The sequence below is a fragment of the Streptomyces sp. NPDC002671 genome, from assembly GCF_053592475.1.
Genome location: NZ_JBSFVU010000001.1, coordinates 331,216 through 346,994, shown reverse-complemented (window position 1 = coordinate 346,994; position 15,779 = coordinate 331,216). Strand labels below are relative to the sequence as shown.

Below are 15,779 nucleotides of genomic sequence, written 5' to 3'. Positions count from 1 at the left end.
TCGTCGGCATCACTGCTGGTCGCCATCGGTGCGCAGGCGGAACCGCTGGAGTTTGCCGGTGGCGGTGCGCGGGAGCGCGTCGAGGAAGACGAACTCGCGCGGGCATTTGTAGGGCGCCAGTTCGGACTTGAGGAAGGCACGCAGGGCCTCCGGGTCGCGGGGCGCACCGTCCCGCAGCACCGTGTAGGCCACGGCCACCTGTCCGCGGGCCTCGTCGGGGCGGCCGACCACAGCCGTCTCCACCACGTCCGGGTGACGCAGCAGCGCCTCCTCCACCTCCGGTCCGGCGATGTTGTACCCGGCGGAGATGATCATGTCGTCGGCGCGGGCCACATAGCGGAAGTAGCCGTCGGCCTCGCGGACATAGGTGTCGCCGGTGACGTTCCAGCCGCCCCGCACGTACTCCCGCTGCCGTGGGTCGGCGAGGTAGCGGCAGCCGACCGGGCCGCATACGGCCAGCAGCCCGGGCTCCCCGTCGGGCACCGGCGCGCCGTGCACGTCCTGGACGCGCGCCTCCCAGCCCGGCACCGGAACGCCCGTGGTGCCCGGCCTGATGTGCTCGTCGGCGGCGGAGACGAAGATGTGCAGCAGCTCGGTCGCGCCGATGCCGTTGATGATGCGCAGGCCCGTGCGTTCGTGCCAGGCCCGCCAGGTGGCCGCGGGCAGGTTCTCGCCCGCCGACACGCAGCGCCGCAGGGACGAGACGTCGTACGCGTCCAGCTCGTCCAGCATCGTGCGGTAGGCGGTCGGCGCCGTGAACAGCACGGAGACGCGGTGCTCGGCGATCGCAGGCAGCAGCTGCCGGGGACCGGCCTGTTCGAGGAGCAGGGCGCTGGCGCCGGCCCGCATTGGGAAGATCACCAGCCCGCCGAGGCCGAAGGTGAAGCCGAGCGGGGGACTGCCGGCGAAGACGTCGTCCACATGGGGGCGCAGCACATGTCTGGAGAAGGTGTCCGCTATCGCCAGCACATCCCGGTGGAAGTGCATGCACCCTTTCGGGCGACCCGTGGTGCCCGAGGTGAACGCGATCAGGGCGACGTCGTCGTCGGCGGTGCCGACGGCCGGGAAGGGCGTGCCGGGTGCCGGGCGGTGCAGCAGGTCGTCCAGGCTCTCACCGCCGTAGGTCGTGATGCGCAGCCCCGGGACCTGCGCCTTCGCCAGGTCGTCCACCACCCGGACGTCGCACAGCGCGTGCCGCACCTGGGCCATCTCGCAGATCGTCGCCAGCTCGTGCGGGCGCTGCTGGGCCAGCACGGTGACCGCGACCGCGCCCGCCTTCAGCACGGCCAGCCAGCAGGCGGCCAGCCACGGGCCGGTGGGGCCGCGCAGCAGGACCCGGTTGCCGGGGACGACGCCCAGGGCGCCGGTGAGGACGTGCGCGATCCGGTCGACGTGCCCGCGCAGCTCGCCGTACGTCCACACCGGCCCGGCGGGGGTGCGGAAGACGGGGCGGTCCGGATCGGCGTGGCCCAGGAGTTCCGCGGCACAGTTCAGCCGGTCGGGGTACTGCAGTTCCGGCAGGTCGAAGCGCAGCTCGGGCCACTCGTCCGGCGGCGGGAGATGGTCGCGCGCGAAGGTGTCGACGTGGGCCGAGACGTGCATGGCGGTTCGCCCCCTTGCCGTGACAAGCGTCGAGTCGGGCGTCCTGGTGAGCACGGGCGCCCTGGTGAGCACGGGAGTCCTGGCGGGCTCGGGCATCCTTGTAGGCTCGCCGTTCGAGCGTATCGTGTTGGTGACGGCAGTCAACTGTGCGCGATAACGTCGTTGGGTGACGGGGAGGAGTCACGGTGACCCGCCCCGGAGGGAGGACCGGCCGTGCCCGCATTCTCGCTCGAACCGGAACAGACCGCCTGGTGTGCCGAGCTGCGCACCCTGGCCGCCGAACGGCTGCGCCCGCTCGCCGACAAGGGCGAACCGGGCCGCGTCAACCGCGCCCTCCTCGCCGAACTCGGCCGACTCGGCCTGCCGGCACGGCTGTTCACCTCTGGCGCGCTTGACCTGTGCCTGATGCGGGAGTCCCTCGCGCAGGGCTGCACCGAGGCCGAGACGGCCCTCGCCCTGCAGGGCCTCGGCGCCCATCCGGTGCACGCCCACGGCAGCGCCGCCCAGCGGGAGCGCTGGCTGCCCCGGGTCGCCGACGGCAGCGCGGTCGCCGCCTTCGCGCTGAGCGAACCGGACGCCGGCTCGGACGCGGCGGCGCTGGCCCTAGCGGCCGAGCCGGACGGGACCGGCTGGCGGCTCACCGGCGCCAAGCGGTGGATCTCCAACGCCCCCGAGGCCGACTTCTACACCGTCTTCGCGCGCACCACGCCCGGCGCCGGCGCCCGCGGCGTGACCGCCTTCCTCGTCCCCGCCGACCGGCCCGGACTCACCGGAACCGCGCTGGAGATGCTCTCCCCGCACCCCATCGGCGCCCTCGACTTCGACGCCGTCCCGGTCACCGCCGACGACATGCTCGGCGAGGCCGACCGCGGCTTCGCCGTCGCCATGGGCACCCTCAACCTCTTCAGGCCCAGCGTCGGTGCCTTCGCGGTCGGCATGGCCCAGGCCGCCCTGGACGCGACGATCGCGCACACCCGCCGACGCCAGGCGTTCGGCGGCCCGTTGATGGACCTCCAGGCCGTCTCCCACCAGGTCGCCGAGATGGCGCTGCGCACGGAGGCGGCCCGGCTGATGGTGTACGCGGCGGCCACCGCCTACGACACGGGCGCCCCCGGTGTCCCCGGGCGCGCGGCGATGGCCAAGCTGCTGGCCACCGAGACCGCGCAGTACGTGGTCGATGCCGCCGTCCAGCTGCACGGCGCCCGCGCCCTGCAGCGCGGCCACCTCCTCGAACACCTCTACCGCGAGGTGCGCGCCCCGCGCATCTATGAAGGCGCGAGCGAGATCCAACGAGGCATCATTGCCAAGGAGTTGTACGCCACGACACCCGACCGGGAGGCCCGGTGACCACCGAGCGCATCAACCCGCCCACCCTCTCCCGGCCCACCGGCTTCTCCCATGCCGTCGTCGCGGCCGGCTCCCGCCTGGTGTTCCTGGCCGGCCAGACCGCCCTCGACACCGACGGCAAGATCACCGGCGACACGCTCCCCGAGCAGTTCGAGCGGGCCCTCGGCAACCTCCTGACCGCCCTGCGCGAGGCCGGCGGCACCCCCGCCGACCTCGCCCGCGTCACCGTGTACGCCACGGACGTCGCCGCCTATCGCGACCACGCCCCCGAACTGGGCCGCATCTGGCGGGAGTCGGCGGGCCGGGACTATCCGGCGATGGCGGTCGTGGAAGTCGTACGACTGTGGGACGAACAGGCCCTGGTGGAGCTGGACGGGTTCGCGGTGCTGCCCTGACCGACGCGCCACCGATGGAGTGACGATCACGCTCCCCGGTGTGCCCGACCGGTACCAGTGGAGGCCCCCACCCCACGAAACCGGGAGACACCCCATGCCCGTACGTCCCGTCCTCGCCGCGGCCCTCGGCACCGCGGCCCTGCTGTGCGCCGCCGCAGGCCCGGTCGCCGCCGATCCGTCGGAGACCGTCACCGTCGACCCCACCGGCCGCATCGCCCCGGACGGCACCGTCACCCTCTCCGGCACCTACCGCTGCACCGGCGGCACGGGACCGGTGTTCGTCAGCTCCTCGGTCAGCCAGGGCGACAAGCGCCTCAAGCACGGCATCGGCGGCACCACCGCCCAGTGCGACGGTGCCGAGCACCGCTGGGAGAACTCCGGCCAGGTCTCGCCACAGAGCCTCAAGGCGGGTGCCGCCCATGTCGAGGCCACGCTGATGGAGCTGCGCCCCGCGGGCATCGTGCCGCTGCCCGCCTTCCACACCGTCCAGGAGCAGGACATCGCGCTCACTCAGGGGTGATGCCCAGGGGTGACACCCGAGAGCGATGCCCAGGAAGTGAAACGGCGGGAGTCCGCCGGGCGGCCCGGACCCTCAGGGTGCCGGGCCGCCCGGCGTGTACGGCACCTGTCAGGCGCCATGCAGCATCGTCGACTCGTCCGAGCACACCAGGTGGATCGTCAGGTCGGCCGGGCCCGCGTTGTGGCCGATGACGGGGAGCTGGTTCGTCAGCTGTGTCTTGCGCACGGCGACGATCCAGCCGGTGGCGTGGTCGTTCGGGCGGCTCTCGATGAGGTCGGCCGGCTCCTTGGAGAGCCGGTTGCCGTTCGACGCGGTGAGTGCGAACCCGCCGCCGAAGACGTGCTGCATCGCGGGGCAGAACACCTCGCGCGGGCTGCCGTCGGCACCGGCGTGGATGAGTGTGCCGCCGACCTCCATCGGGGGTTCCGGCGGGTCCGCGGCGGCCGGTGCGGCGACGAAGCACAGCAGGGCCAGGGCGCCCGCGGCGGCGAGCGGCATGCGTGTTCCCGGCATGGTGAGGCTCCTCGGGATCGGGATCGGGAAGGGGGGAGACGGGCACCATTGGAGCCCGCCGTCGTGCCGCCTGCCGGGCCGGACACGCAGCGTTACCGCTCATCGGGGTAAAACGGTCAATCTTTCGAGATGACCGCCATGAATCGTTACGGTGTGTGATTGACTGCGCGTATCTCGTCACTCTACGTGGTCGCCTCATGCCGCCTCCGTGTTGTTTGCGGCGCCCCGTGCTCATCCCACGAGGAGTCCCATGTCCCGCAGAGGGATCCCCCGCAGAGGCAGGTGGACGTTCGCGGCAGGCTGCGCCGCCATCGTTCTGTCCGTCACTGCTCCCGCGGCGCTCGGCTCGACCCCGTCCGCCCCGCACCAGTTCGACCCCCGCCCGGGCGGCGGCGTGCGGATCACCCAGGACCAGATCAAGAAGGAGGTCCGCCCCGAGGAGGTCAAGGCCCTCGGTCGACACCGTGCCGAGGAGCTGGCCCGGGACCGCATCGGCCTAGCCGCCGTCGACCGGGGCTACCCGCAGCCGATGCGCAACCGCAGCCTGAAGGAGCACACCGACTCGCAGACGGAACACAACGCGTCCTTCGACCCGTCCCAGTTCGGCAAGTTCGCCGACTACTTCGACAGCCCCGACTACGGCGACCACGTGGCTCTGCTGCCCACCGGCAAGGTGCTGCTGTTCTCCTTCGAGGCCGTCGAGACGAGCCCGAACAAGGAGACGGCGCCGACCGAGGTCATCGGCCGCGACAACGCCGGCCGCGCCTACCTCTGGGACCCCAGCAAGGGCTCCGGACCCGACGCCTTCGAGGCCGTACCGCCACCGGTCGTGAACATGGACGACGGCCTGGACGAGCCGCGCCCCGCGCCCATCTTCTGCGCCGGGCACGCCTATCTGCCCAACGGGATGGTCGGGATCTTCGGCGGCAACCTCGGCGGCAACCACGGCACCGGCGCCCACCTCGCCCTCGTCTTCGACCCCTGGGCGAAGAAGTGGTACCGCCAGCAGGACATGGCCGAGGGCCGCTGGTACCCGTCGGTCGTCACCGGTGCCGACGGCCGGCAGTTCATCACCTCCGGCCACGGCGACATCGGCTGGGGCAAGCTCTCCCAGTCCATCGAGCGCTTCCCGGCCAAGGGCACGGCGGTGTCGGTCGACCCCGGGACCAAGCCCGAGGGTCAGTCGCTCGACAAGTGGCCGATCAAGGCCGAGTACAGCGCCGACTACCCGCACCTGTTCTCGCTGCGGGACGGCAAGATCTACGGCTTCGGGCGCAACTTCGACGAGCAGTTCGTCTTCGACCCGCAGAACGAGACCAGCCAGCCGCTGCGCAACCGGCCGGGCGGCGGCATGCGCAACTACGGCTCCGCGGTGGCCCTGCCCAGCCTCACCCCGGGCAACGGCCCCGACTCCACGCTGATCCTCGGCGGCGACCGCAACGACCCGAAGACGTACAAGTTCTCGGGCGGCAGCTGGACCACGGACTCCTCACGCGCCTTCGGCCGCACCCAGGACGACACGCTGATCTTCCCCGACGGGCGGCTGTTCACCGTCAACGGCGGCTACGACATCCGCGACTACGGCTTCGGCCAGTACAACCCCAACGCCGAGGACAAGTGGCGCAAGACCGAGATCCGCGGTGCCGACGGCACCTGGCGGCTGGGTCCGGAGCAGCGGCTGCCGCGCGGCTACCACTCCAACGCGGTGATCCTGCCCGACGGCCGCATCATGGTCACCGGCGACGAGCTCCAGGAGATCGCCAACAACCGTGACATCAAGTCCGGGATGAACGGCAGCATCGAGATCTACTCGCCGCCGTATCTCAACCAGGGCGGTACCCGGCCGACGCTGACGGACGTGACGAACCCGACCGTGGCATACGGCGGCAGCCTCCGGGTCAGCACCGACACGCCGACCCGGGTGACGCGGGCCGTGCTGATGGCGCCCATCACCTCCACCCACTCGGTGGACACCAGCCAGCGGCGCATCGAGCTGAACATCACCAGCCGTGCCGGCAACAAGCTGGTGCTCCAGACTCCGGCGTCCGCCAACGAGGCGCCGCCCGGCTACTACCTGCTGTTCCTGCTCGACAACCGCGGTGTGCCCAGCATCGCCAAGTGGGTGCAGTTGAAGCCCGGTACCTGACGGCGCCGTACCCCTTCCGGCCCTTCGAAGTCCCCTGCCGCCGGACGCCCGGACGGCGCCTCCCAGGCGCCGTCCGGGCGATCCGGCGTGTGCCCATGTCCCCACCCGAACAAGGGAGTTCCATGACCACGCCGCTGCCCCTGCGCGACAACACCGAGATCCAGGGCGACATCCTCGCCGGGTTCAAAAAGGACCACATGACCCTGCTCTTCCTCCAGTTCGGCGACATGACCGCCGCCCGGAACTGGCTGGCGGAGCTGGTCCCGAACATCGCCAGGAACAAGGACGTCGCCGAGTTCAACCAGAAGTTCCACGACGCACGCACCACCTCCGGCGGTGACGACCCGCAGGCCCTCAAGGCCACCTGGGTGGGCCTGAGCCTCACCTACCCCGGCATGCAGCACCTCACGGGCAAGGAGCAGATCTTCGACGAGGTGCCCACCAACAGCACCGTCGAGTGCTTCGTCCAGGGGTCCGCCGTCCGCGCCGACGCCCTCGGCGACAAGGGCCGCAACGACCCGAAGAACTGGATCTTCGGCGCCGACCACAGGCCCGTCATCCACGCGGTGCTCACCATCGCCGCCGATGACAAGGGCCAGCACGACACCGAGGTCAACCGCCAGACGCAGGCTGCCTCCCGCGCCGGAATCGTGGGCGTCCACATTCAGCCCGGCGCCACGCTGCCCGGAACGCGCAGGGGCAAGGAGCACTTCGGCTTCAAGGACGGCGTCAGCGAACCGTACGTGAAGGGTTTCGACGACCCGGCGGAGGCCGAGGGCGCCCGGATGATCCCGGCCGGCGAGTTCGTCCTGGGCGCCGACCAGGAAACCGCGATGCCCGACGGTGCCCCCGCGTGGATGAAGTACGGCTCCTTCCAGGTCGTACGGCGTCTCGGCCAGGACGTCCCCGGCTGGTGGGTGCAGGTCGAGGCCGAGCTGCAGAAGCTGCGGGACGCCAAGGTGGTGGACGGGACGACCAAGAGCGAGTGGCTCGCCGCCCGCATGGTGGGCCGCTGGCGCTGCGGTGCCTCGGTCGCCAAGTACCCCACCAAGCCCCCGTCGGGCACCAAGGCGGACAACGACCTCAGCTTCGTGGACGACGAGGACGGCATCATCACCCCGCTCTGGTCCCATCTGCGCAAGACCGCCCCGCGCGACGGACTGTACGACAAGGGCGTACACGTGGACGAGAAGTTCATGGACGTCCGCCGCATCATCCGCCGCGGCATTCCGTACGGCGCCCCGTTCGACCCCACCAACGACGAGGGCGGCGGCCCCGACGACGAGCGCGGTCTGGTGTTCGTCTGCTACCAGGCCGACCTGGCCCGGCAGTTCGAGTTCATCCAGACCGACTGGGTCAACGACCCCAAGTTCCCGCACCTGCCGGAGGACCAGGAGAAGGAGCGCATGCCCGGCCCCGACGCGATGATCAGCGGGCAGCTCCCGGAGATCACCAACGGCGAGGTCAGCTTCGAGAGCAAGGTCAACGGCGACCTCAAGACCACCAAGCTCCAGTTCAAGACCTTCGTGACCACCGAGGGCTCGGTGTACGCCTTCATGCCCTCCATCGGTACCCTGCGCGGTCTGTCCCAGGGCCGCCTGGAGGGGCCGTCGCAGCAGACCACGGAGCAGACCACACCGCCGAAGCCGCAGCCGGACACCTCCGCGCAGCCCGGCCCCGTCGACGAGGTCGTGCCCTGGCCGGACGTGGAGGGCCGGTACTGGACCTTCTCCGGCCGGACGATCCGGGTCGTCGGAACCGGCGCTGCCGCGGTGGATCAGCTGACCACCGGCTCGGACACGCAGACCGGGATCGTCTTCGGCGCAGCCGGCGAAGACCTCTCCTCCTGGGACGCGCTGGCGGGCGTGGAGCGGGTCGACGCGATCTGGCCCGTCCCCGACGAGCAGAACGTCAACGGCGAGAGCAGCTACTGGCTCTTCCACACCGTGAAGGGCACCCAGGTCTACCGGCGCATCAACATCGGCCTGGACGCCCGCCACACCACCCGCCGTGTCGGCAACGACCAGCCGCTCGGCCGCTGGAACTCCTTCGGCGGAGACACCCAGGTCACGCATGTCGACGCGGTGCTGCCGGTGCCCGACATGCTGCACGTCGGCGGCAAGTCGCAGTACTGGCTCTTCCACACCACCCCGCAGGGCCAGCGCTACCGGCTCGTCTCCGTCGCCGAGCAGCCGATGCACACCGACACCCTCGACCGCGGTGACCGCGACCTGAGCAAGTGGACGTCACTGGCGGGCGTCACCAAGGTGGACGCCTTCCAGTTCGTGCTCGGCAAGTACCGTACGGGCGGCAAGACCTGGTGCTGGGTCCTGCACGACGGCGGCCAGTACCGCACCATCTCCATCGCCGACGGCGCGGGCCACCCCGACACCCTGGTCCGCGACTCGCGCCCGGACACCCCCTGGTTCCGGCGCGGCTGAGACCGGCTCGTCCGAGGGCCCGGCGGAGCGTTTCTCCGCCGGGCCCTCGGCGCGTTCACCGCTTGGGGCGCGGCACCGGGCGGTGCAGCGCGGCCACGAACTTGTAGCGCGAGCCCCGGTAGACCGAGCGCACCCACTCCACCGGCGCGCCCTCGGCGTCCCGCGAGTGCCGGGACAGCAGCAGCATCGGCAGCCCCACGTCGGTGGCGAGGAGCTGGGCTTCGCGCGGGGTCGACAGCGAGGTCTCGATGGTCTCGTCGGCCTCGGCGAGCTGGACGCCGTACACCTCGGCGAGCGCCGTGTACAGCGAGGGGTACGTCGCCAGCGAGCGGCGCAGGTCGGGGAAGCGGCGCGCGGACAGGTGGGTCGTCTCGATCGCCATGGGGTCGCCGCCGGCCAGGCGCAGCCGCTCGATGCGCAGCACGCGCTCGCCGATGCCGATGCCGAGCAGGTCCGACAGCCGCTGGTCGGCCGGGATGTCCCCGATGTCCAGCACCTGCGAGGCGGGCGTGAGGCCCTGGGCCCGCATGTCCTCGGTGTGCGAGGTGAGCTGGAGGGTGCGGTACAGCTTGGGCTGGGCGACGAAGGTGCCCTTGCCCTGGATCCGGTCCAGGCGGCCTTCGCCGACAAGCTCCTGGAGTGCCTGCCGGACGGTGGTCCGGGAGGTACTGAACCGGACGGCCAGCAGCCGCTCCGCCGGCATCACCGAACCGGGCTGCAGCGCCTCGGTCATGGCGAGGAGCTGTTGCTTGATCCGGTAGTACTTCGGCACGCGCGCGCTGCTGACGTCGGTGGTCATAGTGACTTTCTCGTAACGGCCGGGACCGGCTTTCCGAACCACTCTTGACACTCCAAAAGGTCTAGGCCAAGCTCCACCGTACTGGTCTACACCATTAGTGGCCAGGTCCCGAGCCCTACGTGCAACAGCGTCGTGCGCAGGTCATCGCCGAGGGCGTGGGGGGTTAGTGGCATCCCTGAGGAGGGTGGCGTGAAGCGCAAGCTCGCAGCCGCGATCGTGATCGCAGGCATGATGGTCTCCGTCTCGGCGTGTGGGGACGACAAGGGCAACGACAGCGGCAAGAACGCGGGTCCGGACAGCTTCAAGGGCCAGACGCTGACGGTCTGGACGATGGACGGCTCGGCGCCGCCGCAGTGGACCAAGGACGTCCAGGCCGCCTTCGAGAAGAAGACCGGCGCGAAACTGAAGTTCGAGATCCAGAAGTGGGACGGGATCCAGCAGAAGATCACCACTGCCCTCTCGGAGTCCAACCCGCCGGACGTCCTCGAGGTCGGCAACACCCAGACCCCGGCCTACGCGGCCACCGGCGGTCTCGCCGAACTGGGCGACCTCAAGCAGGAGATCGGCACCGACTGGACGCCGTCCGTCTCCCAGTCCTCCGTGTACGACGGCAAGCAGTACGCCGCCCCGTGGTACTTCGCCAACCGCGTCGTCATCTACAACAAGAAGATCTGGGCCAAGGCCGGCATCAAGGACACCCCGAAGACCCGCGACGAGTTCTTCAAGGACCTCGACACCATCGGCAAGAAGACCGACGCCGAGCCGCTCTACATGCCGGGCCAGAACTGGTACTTCTTCGACGGCCTGACCATCGGCCAGGGCGCCGACCTGGTGAAGAAGGACGGCGACAAGTACGTCTCCAACCTCGGTGACCCCAAGGTCGCCGCCGCCATGGAGATCTACAAGAAGTACGCCTCCTACTCCAAGGCCCCCAAGGACAAGGACGAGGCCACCCCGCAGCAGGCCGACGTCTTCGCCAAGGGAAAGACCGGCGCGTTCATCGGCATGGGCTGGGAGGCCGGCACCGCGGTCACCGCCAACAAGGCGATCGAGAAGGACCTCGGCTACTTCACCGTCCCGGGCGCCACCGCCGACAAGCCCGAGGGCGTCTTCCTCGGCGGCTCCAACTTCGCCGTCGCCCAGGGCAGCAAGAAGCAGGCTCTCGCCAAGGAGTTCCTGAAGCTCGCGCTGTCCGACCAGTTCGAGGGCGAACTGGCCAAGCTCAACGGTGTCATCCCGAACAAGCAGTCCCTGGAGACCAACCTCAAGGGCAACGCCGTCGCCGAGGCCGCGGCCCCCGGCGCCTCCGTCGGCGGCACCACCCCGCTGATCCCCGAGTGGGCCGCGGTGGAGAACACCCCGAACCCGATCAAGTCCTACATGACCGCGGTGCTGAACGGTAAGTCCCCCGCGGACGCCGCCAAGCAGGTGGAGGGCGAGATCAACAAGCGTCTGGCCCAGCAGAACTGATGACCCGCGCCGGGGGCGTCGGCGGACGCCCCCGGCTCAGACGTGCCGAACGTACGGCCTCTGCGGCCACGGAAGAGATGGCAACTCATGTCAGTGCAGACCGAAGGCACGGACACGGCCGGGGAGCCCGCTGTCCGCAAGGCCCGGGTACCGGCGCCGGGGAGAGGTGAGGACGCCGTGTCCGGGACCTCGTCGGCCGGCCGCCGTACCGCCGCTGCTCCCTACCTGCTCCTGCTGCCCGCGCTGCTGGCCACCCTGGTCCTGCTCGGCTGGCCGCTGGTGAAGAACGGCATGCTGTCGTTCCAGAACCTCAACCCGCGCCAGCTCATCCAGCACCTCACCGAGTGGAACGGCGTCGACAACTACAAGGAAGTCCTGACCGGTTCGGACTTCTGGAAGGTCGTCGAGCGCTCGGTGTTCTTCACCGCCGCCAACGTCGTCCTGATCATGCTGCTCGGCACCCTGACCGGCCTGCTGCTCGCCCGCCTCGGCAAGAAGATGCGGCTGCTGCTCATGCTGGGCCTCGTGCTCGCCTGGGCCATGCCCGTCATCGCGGCCACCACCGTCTACCAGTGGCTGTTCGCCCAGCGCTTCGGCGTCGTCAACTGGGTCCTGGACAAGCTCGGCTGGCACTCCATGGCCGACCACAACTGGCTCGCCACCCAGTTCTCCACCTTCTCGGTGATCACCCTGCTGATCGTGTGGCAGTCGATCCCCTTCGTGGCGATCAACCTGTACGCGGCCACCACCACGATCCCCAGGGAGCTGTACGAGGCCGCCTCGCTGGACGGCGCCAATGCCTGGAAGAGCTTCACCTCGGTGACCCTGCCTTTCCTGCGGCCCTTCCTGTACGCCACGACCTTCCTCGAAGTCATCTGGGTCTTCAAGGCGTTCCCGCAGATCTTCGCGCTGAACGAGGGCGGCCCCGACCACCTCACCGAGACCCTGCCGATCTACGCCTTCGTCGAGGGCGTCGGCAACCAGCACTTCGGAGTCGGCGCGGCGATCTCCTTCCTGACCATCCTGGTCCTGCTCATCATCACCTCGTACTACCTGCGCATGGTGCTCAAGCAAGAGGAGGACGAGCTGTGAAGCGCTCACTCTTCGGCCGTATCTGGCCCAACGCGACCGCCGTCGCCCTCTTCGTCGGCTTCGCGTTCCCCGTCTACTGGATGTTCGCCACGGCCTTCAAGCCCACCGGCGACATCATCTCCGAGAACCCGGTCTGGTTCCCGACCGACGTCACGCTCAGCCACTTCAAGAAGGCCGTCGACGCCGACCACTTCTGGACCCTGGTCGCCAACTCGGTCACCGTCACGGCCTGTTCGGTGCTGCTCTCCCTCGTCATCGCCCTGTTCGCCGCCTTCGCCCTGGCCCGGCTGCGGTTCAAGGGCCGGCGCGGCTTCATCGTGACCTTCATGCTGGCCCAGATGGCGCCCTGGGAAGTCATGATCATCGCCATCTACATGCTGGTCCGTGACAACGACATGCTCGACAGCCTGGTCCCGCTCACCGTCTTCTACACGATGATGGTGCTGCCGCTGACCATCCTGACGCTGCGCGGCTACGTCGCCGCCGTGCCGAAGGAGCTGGAGGAGTCCGCGATGGTCGACGGGTGCACCCGCACCCAGGCCTTCATCAAGGTGATCTTCCCGCTGCTGGCACCCGGTCTGATGGCCACCTCGCTGTTCGGCTTCATCACCGCCTGGAACGAGTTCCCGCTCGTCCTGATCCTCAACAAGGACATCGAGAAGCAGACCCTGCCGCTGTGGCTCTCCCAGTTCCAGACCGCCTTCGGCGACGACTGGGGCGCCACCATGGCCGCCTCGTCCCTGTTCGCGCTGCCCATCCTGATCCTCTTCATCTTCCTGCAACGCAAGGCGGTCAGCGGCCTGACCGACGGCGCCGTGAAGGGATGACATCTTCGTGACAGCACCGACAACACCCGCCACCACTGCATCCGACAGCGGCTCCGCCGCGGGCGACACCCTCACCCGCGACGCCCTCGCGGTGCTGCAGCCGGGGTTCGACGGCACCACCGCGCCCGACTGGGTGCGCCGCCGCCTCGGCGAAGGGCTCGTCTCTGTCGCCCTGTTCGGCCGGAACGTCGTCACCGAGGACCAAGTCGCCACGCTCACCGCCCAGTTGCGCGCCGAACGCGACGACCTGCTGGTAGCCATCGACGAGGAGAGCGGCGACGTCACCCGCCTGGAGGTGCGTACCGGCTCCTCCTTCCCCGGCAACCATGCCCTCGGCGCCGTCGACGACCCCGATCTCACCCGGGGCGTGGCCCGCGAGCTGGGCCGGCGCCTGGCGGCCTGCGGCGTCAACTTCGACTGGGCGCCCTCCGCCGACGTCAACGCCAACCCCGACAACCCCGTCATCGGGGTGCGCTCCTTCGGCGCGGACACCGGCCTGGTGGCCCGGCACACCGCCGCCTGGGTCGAGGGCCTGCAGTCCACCGGCGTGGCCGCCTGCACCAAGCACTTCCCGGGCCACGGCGACACAGGCGTCGACTCCCACCACGCCCTCCCGCGGATCGACGCCGACGCGGACACCCTGCACGCCCGCGAACTGGCCCCGTTCCGCGCCGCCATCGAGGCCGGCACCCGGGCGGTCATGAGCGCGCACATCCTCGTCCCCGCCCTCGACCCGGACCGCCCCGGCACGCTCTCCCGCCGCATCCTCACCGACCTGCTGCGCGGCGAACTCGGCTACCAGGGCCTGATCGTCACCGACGGCATGGAGATGCGCGCCATCTCCGGCACCTACGGCCTGGAGCACGGCGTGGTCCTCGCGATCGCGGCCGGCGCCGACGCCATCTGCGTGGGCGGCGGGCTGTGCGACGAGGCCACGGTCGTACGGCTCCGGGACGCGCTCGTGGCCGCCGTACGCACCGGCGAACTGCCCGAGGAACGGCTGGCCGACGCGGCGGCCAGCGTGCGCGGCCTCGCCGCCTGGACCGCCGCGGCCCGCCCCGGCACCGACCGGCTGACCCCCGAGCCGGAGCTCGGCCTGGCCGCGGCCCGCCGCGCCCTGCGGGTCACCCGCGCCGGAGCCGCGAAGCCGGTCGACGGACCGGTGTACGTCGCCCGGTTCAACCCGGCGCCCAATATCGCCGTCGGCGACGAGACCCCGTGGGGCGTGGCCGCCGAGCTGGAACGGCTGCTGCCCGGCAGCGCGGCCGGCTCCTTCACCGGCGCCGCCGCGGGCGCCACGGCCCTGGCGGCGGCGGACGGCCGCCGGATCGTCGCCGTGGTCCGCGACGAACACCGCCACGACTGGATGGGCGCCGCCCTCGACACCCTGCTCGCCGCCCGCCCCGACACGATCGTGATCGAGATGGGCGTACCGCAGGCCCCGCCGCGCGGTGCCCTGCACATCGCCACCCACGGCGCGGCCCGAGTCTGCGGCGTGGCCGCCGCGGAGGCCGTCCTCAGCGGCTGACCCGCCCCACCCCGGCCGCCCGCCCGCCCCATTCGGGCGGGCGGCCCCCTCTCCTTCCGCGTTCCGCTACGTCCTGCGCCGACGCCCCGCCGCTCGTCGTGACGCGGACTTGGCCTCCTGCGGCAAGGGGCGCACCTGGGCGGTGTCGAGCACCTGGTCGCCGTACAGGTCCTGCAGCCAGTTGGTCTGGTAGACGGTGTCGAGGTAGCGCTCGCCGAGGTCCGGTGCGATGGCCACCGCGGTGAGGCCGCGTGTGTCGTGCCGGGCCAGCCAGTCCGTCGCGCCGCTGACCACCGTTCCGGTGGAGCCGCCGAACAGGAAGCCGTGTCTGGCCATGCGGTGACACATACGGATGGTGTCCGTCTCCTCCACACGGAGCACCTCGTCGACGTAGGACTCGTCGAGCAGCGGCGGGCGCATGCTCATCCCGAGGCCCGGGATCATCCGGCGGCCCGGCTCGCCGCCGAACGCCACCGAGCCCACGCTGTCCACGGCGACGATCCGCACCGGCCGGTGCCACTGCCGGAAGTAGCGTGCGCAGCCCATCAGGGTGCCGGTGGTGCCCGCCCCGACGAAGAGGACGTCCAGTTCCGGGAACTGTTCGGCGATCTCCGGGGCCGTCGTGCGGTAGTGCGCCCACCAGTTGCCCGCGTTGGTGTACTGGCTGAGCCAGACGTACCGCTCGTCGGACTCGCACAGCGTACGGACGTACTCGATGCGCGTGCCCAGGAAGCCGCCGTTGGAGTCCAGGTCGGCTATGACGTGCACCTCGCTGCCGAGCGCCTCCATCAGCAGTCTGGTCGACAGGTTGCACCGGGAGTCCGTCACACACAGGAACCGGTAACCCTTGCTCGCGGCGATCATGCTGAGCGCGACACCAAGATTCCCGGACGAGGACTCGACGAGGACGGAATCCGGCTTGAGGACTCCGTCCCGCTCGGCGCTCTCCACCATCTCGTTCGCGGCCTTCAGCTTGATGGAGCCGGCGAAGTTGAAGCCCTCGCACTTCAGGTAGAGGGGGTATCCGCAGATCGACTCCAGGTCCACGAAGAGGTGGCCTTCGTTGAAGGCGTGGGGAGCGGATATGACGGGCACGGCG

The 15,779-nt window shown here is 70.4% G+C and carries 13 protein-coding genes; 9 read left to right on the top strand and 4 right to left on the bottom strand.

The genetic code is table 11. The annotated features are described in order from the left end of the window. Positions 1-9 precede the first annotated feature (9 nt). Positions 10-1,602, bottom strand: coding sequence for an AMP-binding protein (locus tag ACWD35_RS01475; protein WP_451349317.1), 1,593 nt, complete (start codon positions 1,600-1,602; stop codon positions 10-12). A 213-nt stretch (positions 1,603-1,815) separates the two neighbouring features. Between ACWD35_RS01475 and ACWD35_RS01470 the strand changes: the two genes are divergently transcribed. The 3 genes from ACWD35_RS01470 (at position 1,816) to ACWD35_RS01460 (ending at position 3,864) form a co-directional block, all read left to right on the top strand. After that, positions 1,816-2,949, top strand: coding sequence for an acyl-CoA dehydrogenase family protein (locus tag ACWD35_RS01470; protein WP_451349076.1), 1,134 nt, complete (start codon positions 1,816-1,818; stop codon positions 2,947-2,949). Then, positions 2,946-3,344, top strand: a complete 399-nt coding sequence (locus ACWD35_RS01465) for a RidA family protein (protein ID WP_451349075.1) — start codon at positions 2,946-2,948, stop codon at positions 3,342-3,344. Before ACWD35_RS01470 ends, ACWD35_RS01465 begins: the two co-directional genes overlap by 4 nt. 94 nt (positions 3,345-3,438) lie before the next feature. After that, entirely contained in the window at positions 3,439-3,864 is a 426-nt protein-coding gene (locus ACWD35_RS01460; protein ID WP_451349074.1) for a DUF6299 family protein, read from the top strand. A 108-nt stretch (positions 3,865-3,972) separates the two neighbouring features. Here the strand turns inward: ACWD35_RS01460 and ACWD35_RS01455 are convergent, their stop codons facing one another. Then, entirely contained in the window at positions 3,973-4,377 is a 405-nt protein-coding gene (locus ACWD35_RS01455; RefSeq protein WP_451349073.1) for a hypothetical protein, read from the bottom strand. 250 nt (positions 4,378-4,627) lie between these two features. Between ACWD35_RS01455 and ACWD35_RS01450 the strand changes: the two genes are divergently transcribed. Together ACWD35_RS01450 and ACWD35_RS01445 are read left to right on the top strand one after the other, a co-directional pair. Continuing rightward, the gene (locus ACWD35_RS01450; RefSeq protein WP_451349072.1) at positions 4,628-6,523 is read left to right on the top strand and encodes a galactose oxidase-like domain-containing protein; all 1,896 of its coding nucleotides are present in this window, start codon (positions 4,628-4,630) and stop codon (positions 6,521-6,523) included. A 122-nt stretch (positions 6,524-6,645) separates the two neighbouring features. Beyond that, positions 6,646-8,964, top strand: coding sequence for a Dyp-type peroxidase (locus ACWD35_RS01445; protein ID WP_451349071.1), 2,319 nt, complete (start codon positions 6,646-6,648; stop codon positions 8,962-8,964). Positions 8,965-9,019: 55 nt separating this feature from the next. Here the strand turns inward: ACWD35_RS01445 and ACWD35_RS01440 are convergent, their stop codons facing one another. Then, the gene (locus ACWD35_RS01440; RefSeq protein WP_451349070.1) at positions 9,020-9,763 is read right to left on the bottom strand and encodes a GntR family transcriptional regulator; all 744 of its coding nucleotides are present in this window, start codon (positions 9,761-9,763) and stop codon (positions 9,020-9,022) included. Between the two features lie 189 nt (positions 9,764-9,952). On the opposite strand from ACWD35_RS01440, the gene ACWD35_RS01435 reads away from it, so the two are divergent. The 4 genes from ACWD35_RS01435 (at position 9,953) to ACWD35_RS01420 (ending at position 14,680) form a co-directional block, all read left to right on the top strand. Then, entirely contained in the window at positions 9,953-11,233 is a 1,281-nt protein-coding gene (locus ACWD35_RS01435) for an extracellular solute-binding protein (protein WP_451349069.1), read from the top strand. A gap of 87 nt (positions 11,234-11,320) precedes the next feature. Then, complete coding sequence (locus tag ACWD35_RS01430; protein ID WP_451349068.1) at positions 11,321-12,325, top strand: carbohydrate ABC transporter permease; 1,005 nt, start codon at positions 11,321-11,323, stop codon at positions 12,323-12,325. Continuing rightward, positions 12,322-13,152, top strand: a complete 831-nt coding sequence (locus ACWD35_RS01425) for a carbohydrate ABC transporter permease (RefSeq protein WP_451349067.1) — start codon at positions 12,322-12,324, stop codon at positions 13,150-13,152. Before ACWD35_RS01430 ends, ACWD35_RS01425 begins: the two co-directional genes overlap by 4 nt. Before the next feature lie 7 nt (positions 13,153-13,159). After that, the gene (locus ACWD35_RS01420; RefSeq protein WP_451349066.1) at positions 13,160-14,680 is read left to right on the top strand and encodes a glycoside hydrolase family 3 protein; all 1,521 of its coding nucleotides are present in this window, start codon (positions 13,160-13,162) and stop codon (positions 14,678-14,680) included. Between the two features lie 66 nt (positions 14,681-14,746). Here the strand turns inward: ACWD35_RS01420 and sbnA are convergent, their stop codons facing one another. Then, the gene (gene sbnA, locus ACWD35_RS01415; RefSeq protein ID WP_451349065.1) at positions 14,747-15,775 is read right to left on the bottom strand and encodes a 2,3-diaminopropionate biosynthesis protein SbnA; all 1,029 of its coding nucleotides are present in this window, start codon (positions 15,773-15,775) and stop codon (positions 14,747-14,749) included. Between the last annotated feature and the right edge of the window lie 4 nt (positions 15,776-15,779).

Excerpts from the sequence above, each read along its gene's own strand:
- ACWD35_RS01475 (WP_451349317.1), bottom strand. The coding sequence starts at position 1,602 with ATGCACGTCTCGGCCCACGTCGACACCTTCGCGCGCGACCATCTCCCG.
- ACWD35_RS01460 (WP_451349074.1), top strand. The coding sequence starts at position 3,439 with ATGCCCGTACGTCCCGTCCTCGCCGCGGCCCTCGGCACCGCGGCCCTG.
- ACWD35_RS01455 (WP_451349073.1), bottom strand. The coding sequence starts at position 4,377 with ATGCCGGGAACACGCATGCCGCTCGCCGCCGCGGGCGCCCTGGCCCTG.
- ACWD35_RS01450 (WP_451349072.1), top strand. The coding sequence starts at position 4,628 with ATGTCCCGCAGAGGGATCCCCCGCAGAGGCAGGTGGACGTTCGCGGCA.
- ACWD35_RS01445 (WP_451349071.1), top strand. The coding sequence starts at position 6,646 with ATGACCACGCCGCTGCCCCTGCGCGACAACACCGAGATCCAGGGCGAC.
- ACWD35_RS01440 (WP_451349070.1), bottom strand. The coding sequence starts at position 9,763 with ATGACCACCGACGTCAGCAGCGCGCGCGTGCCGAAGTACTACCGGATC.
- ACWD35_RS01430 (WP_451349068.1), top strand. The coding sequence starts at position 11,321 with ATGTCAGTGCAGACCGAAGGCACGGACACGGCCGGGGAGCCCGCTGTC.